This window comes from Porphyromonas sp. CAG:1061 (assembly GCF_000435035.1).
Taxonomy (GTDB): Bacteria; Bacteroidota; Bacteroidia; order Bacteroidales; family Porphyromonadaceae; genus Porphyromonas_A; species Porphyromonas_A somerae.
Genome location: NZ_HF988909.1, coordinates 13514 through 22733, shown reverse-complemented (window position 1 = coordinate 22733; position 9220 = coordinate 13514). Strand labels below are relative to the sequence as shown.

The following is a 9220-nucleotide window of genomic DNA, read 5'->3' as shown; positions in this document are numbered from 1 at the left end:
CTGCCGATAGTGATTGTGCAAGATACTCTAGATAAGCTAGTCGCCTGTCGCCTTCTAGTGGCAATAGAGTCGAAAAAGTCCAGCCAGCCTGTTACCTATGCACCTGCTTCCGAGATTACCTCTATTACGATCAAGAGGGTGCTCACAGCGATGGATCGACTTGGTTCTGAGAACTTCCGAATGGATATTTACGATGAGTATGCCCAGGAGTGGGAGGCCATACGATTAGCTCGACAACTACCCTTTACTGAGCTCGAACAACCCGTAGTAGACATTGATAATATCAAGGGAATGGGGGAGTAGAGATAAATTCGTAAGAAAGGATATTTGATATAGTCCTAAAAAATTGCTAACTTCGCAAACCAAATGGGTACACTTCGAAACAGGGTGCACCAACGGTGACGATAGATGTGGAACATGTAAACAAACATTAGTGTATATATGGCAGTATTAGAAAAGATTAGAAGCAGGGCAGTCATCCTAGTGATAGCCATCGGCTTGGGTCTCTTTGCCTTTATCTTTGGGGATGTGGGCAATTGGTTTTCGTCGCTTTATCGCGACAGCGAGATGGATGCTTTCATCGTCAATGGCAATAAGGTGAAGATCCAAGACTATGAGCAGGCAGTGAGCCAAACAATGGAGCAGTACAAGCAGATGAACCGCAACCTAAGTGAGGCGGAGACTCAGCAAGTACGCAATATGGTCTATCAGACAATGGTGAGCAAGCAAATACTCTCCGAAGAGGCTGATAAGATTGGTCTCACAGTGACTCCTGCAGAGACATTTGACCTAGTGCAAGGGGATAATCTATCTCCAATGATCCTACAGAGTGGGCTATTTACCAATCCCGAGACGGGGCTCTTTGATAGGGCTGCTCTTCTCAATTTCCTTAAGCAGATCAAGACAAAGGGAGCCACTCCTCAAGAGCAGGCACTCATTGATCAGTATAAGGCCATTTGGGTACAGCTAGAGGATGATATTCGCTCTAATAAGCTAGGTGAGAAGTACACTAGTCTGATATCGGGTGCCGTAGTAGCCAACAAGCTAGAGCTAGCCTACTATACCAAGGCTAATAGCGTAGTGGCAGACCTCGCGTATGTACAGCAAAGCGTAGCTCAAGCGCCTGATGCAGATGTTCAAGTGACGGACGCAGATATCAAGGCCTATTACGATAGCCATAAGGAGCTATTTGCTTCACAAAATGGCGGTGCTGACCTAGATGTGATCTATGCTACTATTACTCCATCATCTAGCGATGTGGAGTCGGCAAAGAGTGATATTGCCGAGGCGGAGAAGGCACTTAAGGCTGGCGAGAACCCAGCCAACGTTTTGGAGGACTACTCTGATGTGAAGTACGTTGATTACTATCTTCCAATTGGTGAATTTAATAATCCTATCTTCCCTGCTGACTTTGCTGCGTTCCTTGAGTCGGCTCCAGTAGGAGAGGTTTCTCAGGTTTATGACCTTGGACAGTCTGTAAGTGTGGCAAAACTATTGGATAAGAAGGTTTCGCCAGAGATGCTGAGAGTAAGCCACATCATGCTGGCACCTGCACAAGCTGGTCAGCCAACTGTAGATAGCCTTCTCACTGTATTGAAAGCCGATCCAAGTCAATTTGCCACTTTGGCTGCTAATTATTCGATCGATACCAATACCAAGGCCAATGGTGGAGAGATCACTTGGCTCAATGAGGCCACTGCAGCTCAATATCTAGGCGAAGACTTTAGCGATGCTATTTATAAGGCAACCGTCGGAGTGCCCTTTGCATTTAAGTCGCAATATGGTGAGCATATAGTGCTTGTCAACGAGGCTAAGGACAATGTGGCTAAGTACAAGGTGGCCTTTGCACAGCGAAATATCGTGGCAAGCAATGATACGCAGACTGCTCTCTACAATGATATCAGTAGCTTCATTGCTCAGAACATGGATAAAGATATTGATTCATTGGCACTCAATAAGGGATATCAGGTGCTTCCAAATGTTAAGGTGAGTGCAGACCAGCCTATGCTTACTCAGGGCATCGAGAATAGCCGTTCGCTAGTTAAGTGGGCAATGTCGGCTAAGCCAGGTGAGGTTAGCGATATCACGGAGTGTGGAGATAAGTGGGTATTTGTGCGTCTCAACTCTTCATTTACCGATAAGGTGATCCCACTAGCAATGGTAAAGGATCAAGTAACTGATATCGTACGTGACGAGAAGAAGGTAGAGGCAATGTATGCGCAACTCACAGGTGCTAAGTACAGCAATCTCGAGGCCTTTGCAGAGCAGCTACATAGCCAGGTCGACACCCTCAGCACGGTGAAGTTCAATACTACACGATTGGCAGGTATCGGCTACGAGCCAGCTATCAATGCTGCAGCTGCTTATGCTCCAGTAGAGAGTCTACAACCACTCAAGGGAGTGCGTAGTGTCTACCTCGTTAAGGCTCTGAATCGTACTGAGGATCCTGCTACGGAAGCAGATACTAAGGGGCTACTCGATGCTGAGCGTAAGGGCATAGTTCGTTCACAGGCTCTTACCTATATCATCCAGAAGTCGGATATTAAAGACCGCAGATACAAGTTTCAGTAATCTTTAATCCGACACTTGTAAATACATAGAGACACCTTAGACCTAGGTCTAGGGTGTCTCTCATTTTATATTCAACTTATATTCTATGTAACTCAAAAAAAACTTTGGCGACTTCTTTGGTCCACTCACTAGTTTTGTCATTTATATCGGATCCTTAGCTCAGTTGGTTTAGAGCATCTGCCTTACAAGCAGAGGGTCGAAGGTTCGAATCCTTCAGGGTCCACTCACTAGTTTTGTCATTTATATCGGATCCTTAGCTCAGTTGGTTTAGAGCATCTGCCTTACAAGCAGAGGGTCGAAGGTTCGAATCCTTCAGGGTCCACTCATAATGATCGTTTTTTCCACTGTACTTACTAATGGGAGTACAGTGGTTTTTTTTATCTCTATCTCCTCTAGTGGGGTAGGGCGTCTATATGGGTAGTCTTGCCCTCAAAATTCTTATGTAAAAGCTCTATAATCTCATTTATTTTTGGTTAATTTGTAATGGTTATCGCCTAAACGAAACAACTAAAACTAACAAACAAACAATTAACAAAAGGAACTATGGGAAAAAGAGCTAAGCTATGGCTATTTGTAGCACCTATCGTGCTACTTCTGCTACAACTAACAGCGTGTAGCACATCTTCGGATAACGAGATCAATGATGGGGCACTAGAAGTAAGCCTGACCAATGTGGTATTTAACAAAGATGGTGGACAGGAGGTCCTAACTATTTCTGGCACCAAGGTATGGAGCTATATCTCCAATGTGGGCGAGAGTAGCTGGCTCGTTCCAACGAAAGATAATGACAAACTCACCCTCACAGCTACTGCCAACACTTTAGGAAAGGAGCGTAAAGCAGAAGTTATTATCTCTAGCCCTGCAGGTGTGCAAAAAGTCTATGTTACCCAGTCTGCAAGCGACTTACTCTTTAGCTTTTCAGAGAGTGAGCTGGTCTTCTCACATAAGGCAGGCGAGAAGATGGTACAGATTGCTACGAATAGCGACGACTGGCACTTTGAGCCTATAGAGGAGGAGGCTAAAGAGTGGCTCTCAGTAGTAGGCGGTGATGGGGCAAAGATGCTTATCGTAAAGGTTACTGCCAATAAGGAGTATGAGAGCAGATCTACCACGCTGATTGCTAAAGCACAGAATGGTGAGCAGGTAGGTTTGCTTATCACACAAAAAGGGGTGGCAAAATACTTATTGCCATTTGAGCCAACTTCCCGAAGCCATACCGATGTAGAGCTTATTAATTATGAGCAAGAGCGTGGCTCCATACTACAAGGCTACCAGCAAGGCAAGTATGATAACTTCCAAAAAGAAGAGGTGCCTACTGTGATGCAATTCATCACCAATAGCGACTACATGCCAATGTTTGCATACATGCGCAATCTAGGGGAGCTCAAATATACGGTAGCTCAGTCAATTCTATATATAAATGATGATGCTGCTCAGGTAGAGCTAAAGGAGTACCAAGCATTCCTAGAAGACAATGGCTATGTTCAGGATAAGGAAGCAAGCAAAGACCTTGTATTGGTATATCGTAATACACAGAAAGCAATCAATGCTCAGATAGAGATCAAGCAAGGCGGGGCAGTGGTCGCCTTCTTCCCTTACTACCCCCAGACGAAGAAATACCCCACCTTCCCAACCCTACCTGTAGGTAAAGGCAATTGGCTAGATCGCCTATCCAATACTCAATACAAGGCAGCAGACATCATCCGCCTTGAGGGTGAAGCAGGCTCTAAGACTTCATTTATCAATCAAGACCAAAGCACTCAGCTATACAAGGCAGCAGGTTTCGAGTGTGCGAAGAGTGATGCTCAATACGATGCTATTAATCATACCTACTGGTTCTTTACCAGCACCCCAAAGAACTCTACGGCTGATTATGTCCAGACCGTTGCAGATCAAGCCATGTATTTCTCCAACCTAAGCTGGGGTATACGCGAGGAGGGGCGTCGTTATATTATCACTGACGAGCTAGAGAACTTGATACTCGATGCAGGTTATCAATTTGATGGGGTAGACAAAGATTCCCAGGCCTATTACTATTGGAAGTCTGTAAGCGATACTCAAGAGCGTGTAATCTATGTCAGGAGAGTGCAATTCACTGATGTGAATGATAACAAGCCTTCACTGATGATTGGTTATTATACTCTATTCATACAGCCACAAGGCACCACAGCACTATCGCGTGAGGAGCAGAGAGCATTCCAAGCCGTAAAGAAGGGCGACTTCAAGGCTCTTGACTACCTACATACTAGCCCACGCATACGTGTGCACGAATCACTCCATAGCCGGAGTGCCAAGAAGTCATTCTAATAGGAGCTTAATCAACTATGAGACATTATATAAGACAATTAATAGGACTCCTAATAGTAGGAGTAGCTCTAGCTTCCTGCCAAAAAGATAAGCCCACAGAGGCCGACTTCGGAAGTATTGAGCTCTCTCAGTCCGAGCTTTCTTTTGACCGATCTGCAGGTGTGCAAGAGGTCAATGTCAAAGTTTGCAATCGTTGTGGCGATGCTATAGATTGGATTTACAGCATCACTCCACAAGTAGAGTGGCTTACAGTCACTCCGTCTGATAACAAACTAGCTATAGCGACTACCGAAAATCATAGCAGTAAAGAGCGGCATGCCACAGTATCTGTCATTTCAGATAATAATTTGGTACGCCATATCACAGTATCCCAAAAGGGGGCAGATCTACAGCTAGACCTCTCCCAGCTTTCTGGTGACAAACTCCAACTACCTAGTATGGGTGGCGAAAAGTACCTTCAGGTAATCGGTGGAGAGATAAGTTGGGATCAGATCACTGCCTCTGAAGAGTGGCTCGCAATCACTCCATTGCAAGATAGCCAGTCCATAAAGCTGGCAGCGCCTCGCAATCACAGCACCGAGCCACGGCAAGCAATCGTCACAATAAAGAAAGCCGACGCTTCCGAGCTCACCATTACTGTGGAGCAGGCTGGTCAATTGGAGTACTTTGTTCCCTACCAAGAATCACACAAGTATATGGTCTACAAAGACCTTGTCGCTTATGAGGAAGCTAGGGGTTTTAAAGTCGTTCAGATCCAGTTTGGCGATAGTGACTTCGGCTCACCAGATGCCCTACTTTTCGAGACCTCTAGCCAAAAGCTTCCTGAGATCAACTATTTCCATAGTCTTGATTCGCACTTCGTCTATGACCAGGTGATGATTCTTCTCTCCGACCCAAAGGAGTTTCAAAAGGAGGGTGGCTATCTGCAGTATCTGAAAGATCTAGGCTACAAGGAGCGCTACAATAGTAAGCCCGAATCGCCCAAGCTGATCAGCCCTGATGGGTTCCTCGTGGCATCACTCTTTCATGAAACAAGGTATAATGAATATTATGTCCGTTTCAATCCACAGTATCTACCCGATAAACCTCTTCCTACATTCGATAAGCTACCGGTTTACACCGATGAAATTCAGAAGAGGATTTACGACCCAAGGGTGAAATTCAAAGATATTTCCGCATGGGAGAAATCGCTTGGTAGTAAGGTACTCATTGAGATGCCAATTGGAAATAACGACCCTCAGCACCCCGATGAGATGTGGGCAGCTATCTATCAAACTAATCAAGAGACTGATGTGGATAAGCAGGAGTTCCGCTTCTACGAGTTCCACCTATCTTTATTAAGGTCAACCCCAGAGGAGCTACAGAGCGTACGCTTATTACGTCTTTGCTACAATGATTGTGAGCGTGTCATCTTTGAGACCTCGCCTGGACAGTTTAGAACCACGCCAGAGTTTGAAGCATTGGCCGAGAGTGAGGGCTTCATATTCTACGGTATGAATATGGATGGCGTCAACTTTGTCAATAAGGAGAAAGGCCTAAAGATGGTAGTCTTAATGTATATGAGCCCAGAGATATTTGGTGCTAAAAAGACCGCTACCATTAGGTACGAGAAGCTACCTCAAGAGAGTGGCACTTCGGCTGTAGCAACCAACAACCTGCAAGAGCCTCAAGAGACACTCACCAGTGTGCCAGCTCGTAGGTACAATACCAGAAACTTCTAAATAGTATTTACAGATGAAACAACATAATAAAACCATCTATTTCTACTTTGCTACACTGATGGCAGCCTTGCTTCCATTGGGTGGATGTCAGCAAGACCTGCTGCAGAGAGGTGAAAAACCAATAGAGAAAGTAGAGCAAGAGGGCGATCGAGACCAGCTCACACCCTCCATCATTTCTGGGCAAGTGGTCGTAAAGCTAAAGCCTTCCGACCTACAGCTCCTCAAGGCAGCAGGCAATACTTCTCTCCGAAGTGCCTCATCCGAAGTGCAGTCCAGCCTTCGCCAAATTGGAGCTGTAAGTATTGAGCCTCTCTTCGTTGACTATCCTGAGTATCGTGAGCGCCGTCACAAGGCAGGCCTTGACCGCTGGATGATCGTCAACTTCGATGGCCAAATCTCTTCAAGAGAGGCACAGCAGGTACTAGGTGCTACTGAGACTTTTGAGTACGTAGAGCTGAAGTATGCTGTCGCACAACCAGAGACAAAGGCAACGCCCATCTCTAGTGAGGCACTTGCATCTACTCGTGCCTTGGGCTCGGGCGACTTCAATGACCCCCTATTGCCCAACCAGTGGCATTACTATAACACTGGTAGTAGCCTGATGGCACGTTCTCTAGCAGGAGCCGACATCAACCTAAAAGAGGCTTGGCAAGTGGAGAGTGGCCGACCAGAGGTAGTAGTCTGTGTGGTGGACGCTGGTATTGACTATCAGCACGAAGACCTCGCCGGTCGAGTAGACCTAGATCGAAGCTTCTCCTTTGTTGTGGATAAGAAGACTCAGAAGCTTAAAGGCAAAGGACAGATCGAAAGCAAAAGCTCCGACCATGGTACCCACGTAGCCGGCACCATTGCAGCCATCAATAATAATGGAATAGGTGTGGCTGGTGTCGCTGGCGGTAATGGTGAGGCGGGAACCGGGGTAATCCTTATTAATGCACAGATCTTTGGCTTCAAGGGTGAAAAGACAGTACCAGGCGTCAATGGAATTGTGTACGGAGCCGATCATGGAGCAGTCATTAGCCAAAACTCTTGGGGCTACATCGCCCCTGGTCCAGGTCAATTGCCCGAGTACGACAAAGAGGCAATGGACTACTTTATCAAGAATGCTGGCTGTGATAAAGATGGTAATCAACTCCCCGACTCCCCGATGAAGGGTGGTGTCATTATCTTCGCAGCAGGTAATGATGGGCTAGAGTACAATAACTACCCAGGTGCCTACGAAGGCTGTATCAGCGTGGCATCTATGGGTTGGGGCTTTAAGAAAGCCTACTACTCCAACTTCGGAGCCTTCGTAGATATTACCGCTCCCGGTGGCGACCAAGACTTCGGAATGACTGCAGGTGTGCTTAGCACCATCCCAGGGAATGATTATGGCTACATGCAGGGAACCTCCATGGCTTGCCCACACGTATCAGGTATTGCTGCACTTGTAGTCTCCAAGTTTGGGGGCAAGGGCTTTACCAATGAGATGCTCAAAGAGCGCCTACTCTCTGCATTGCGACCCTACGACATCTATAGCTTCAACCCAATACTCAAGGGCAAGCTAGGTGCAGGCTATATTGATGCAAGCATAGCACTCTTAGAGAATAAGGATAATGCACCCGAAGAGGTAAAGTCGGTAAGTGTCACTCCCGACTACATTACGGCCCAATTCACATGGGCTACTTCCAAAGATGCCGATGCCCATAATGGAGAAGCCTACTACTACAATCTCTACATTGACACTAAGGAGATTGCTTCTACCAAGGACCTAAAGCCTATCAAGGTATACCCCGATAGCCGTGGCGACAACCAGATGGTTAAGTATTTGCTCAAGGGCATCAACGATGGCACACTCTACCACTATGTGATTGAGGCGGTAGACTACTTCGGTAATCACTCGGCCAAACTAGCCAAAGGGCAATTCACTACTAAGGAGAATAAGGCTCCTATCGTGACCGATGGTCTACCAAAGGGTATGATAAAGCTAGCTACCAACCAAAGGGAGCATCTGACCCTTAAGGTCAATGACCCCGACCAACACAAGTGGAGCTACGCCCTCAAGGGTGATCTCTATGGAATCAAGCACCACCGCAATGGAGAGGTAATAGAGATAGAGATAGCACCAATCAAAGCAGCAGGTGACCACGAAATCACACTGGTACTGACAGATGAGTATGGTAAGAGCACCGAAGAGGTTATTAGCTACCACATCAGCCAGTATCAAGCCGTGACACCGCTCAAAAATCTCAGCGAGCAAACCGTTTCGATAGGGAATAAGGGCGAGGTAAAGCTACCAACTCTCTTCAAGTATCAAGAGGGGGCCACCCTTACCTTCACAGCACGCTCAGAGCGACCAGAGGTAATGGAGGCTACCGTCTCTGGTGAGACGCTCACCTATAATGCAAAAGCAAAGGGACGGGTGATCATCATAATCACTGCCACTGATGGTATCACTTCGTCACAGGTGCCTCTTCACTTCAAGGTGAAATAATCCAATTATCAATTTTCAATTAGCGAGGGTCGGGACTTTTCCTGACCCTCTTTTTTTGCCCTTTCTCTACCCTTGCCTCCTTCCCTTCGTAAGAGGGCAAAAGTTTAGTTGCAACTAAGCAATTACTGAGTTGCAACTCGGCATTTGC

The 9220-nt window shown here is 46.4% G+C and carries 4 protein-coding genes, 2 tRNA genes and 1 pseudogene; all 7 read left to right on the top strand.

Features of this window, described 5'->3' with window-relative positions:
- A pseudogene (locus tag QVO39_RS04350) lies at nt 1–303 on the top strand (YihY/virulence factor BrkB family protein); the annotation flags it as partial.
- 138 nt (nt 304–441) lie between these two features.
- The gene (locus tag QVO39_RS04345; RefSeq protein WP_021903162.1) at nt 442–2571 is read left to right on the top strand and encodes a peptidylprolyl isomerase; all 2130 of its coding nucleotides are present in this window, start codon (nt 442–444) and stop codon (nt 2569–2571) included.
- 148 nt (nt 2572–2719) lie between these two features.
- Nucleotides 2720–2794: transfer RNA gene (locus QVO39_RS04340), tRNA-Val, on the top strand.
- Between the two features lie 24 nt (nt 2795–2818).
- Nucleotides 2819–2893: transfer RNA gene (locus tag QVO39_RS04335), tRNA-Val, on the top strand.
- A gap of 221 nt (nt 2894–3114) precedes the next feature.
- Nucleotides 3115–4878 carry a BACON domain-containing protein gene (locus QVO39_RS04330; RefSeq protein ID WP_021903160.1) on the top strand — a complete coding sequence of 588 codons (1764 nt, stop codon included), beginning with the start codon at nt 3115–3117 and terminating at the stop codon, nt 4876–4878.
- Nucleotides 4879–4895: 17 nt separating this feature from the next.
- Nucleotides 4896–6599 carry a BACON domain-containing protein gene (locus QVO39_RS04325; RefSeq protein ID WP_021903159.1) on the top strand — a complete coding sequence of 568 codons (1704 nt, stop codon included), beginning with the start codon at nt 4896–4898 and terminating at the stop codon, nt 6597–6599.
- Between the two features lie 13 nt (nt 6600–6612).
- A complete protein-coding gene (locus QVO39_RS04320) occupies nt 6613–9072 on the top strand; it encodes a S8 family serine peptidase (RefSeq protein ID WP_021903158.1) in 2460 nt (819 codons plus the stop codon).
- The last annotated feature ends 148 nt before the right edge of the window (nt 9073–9220 follow it).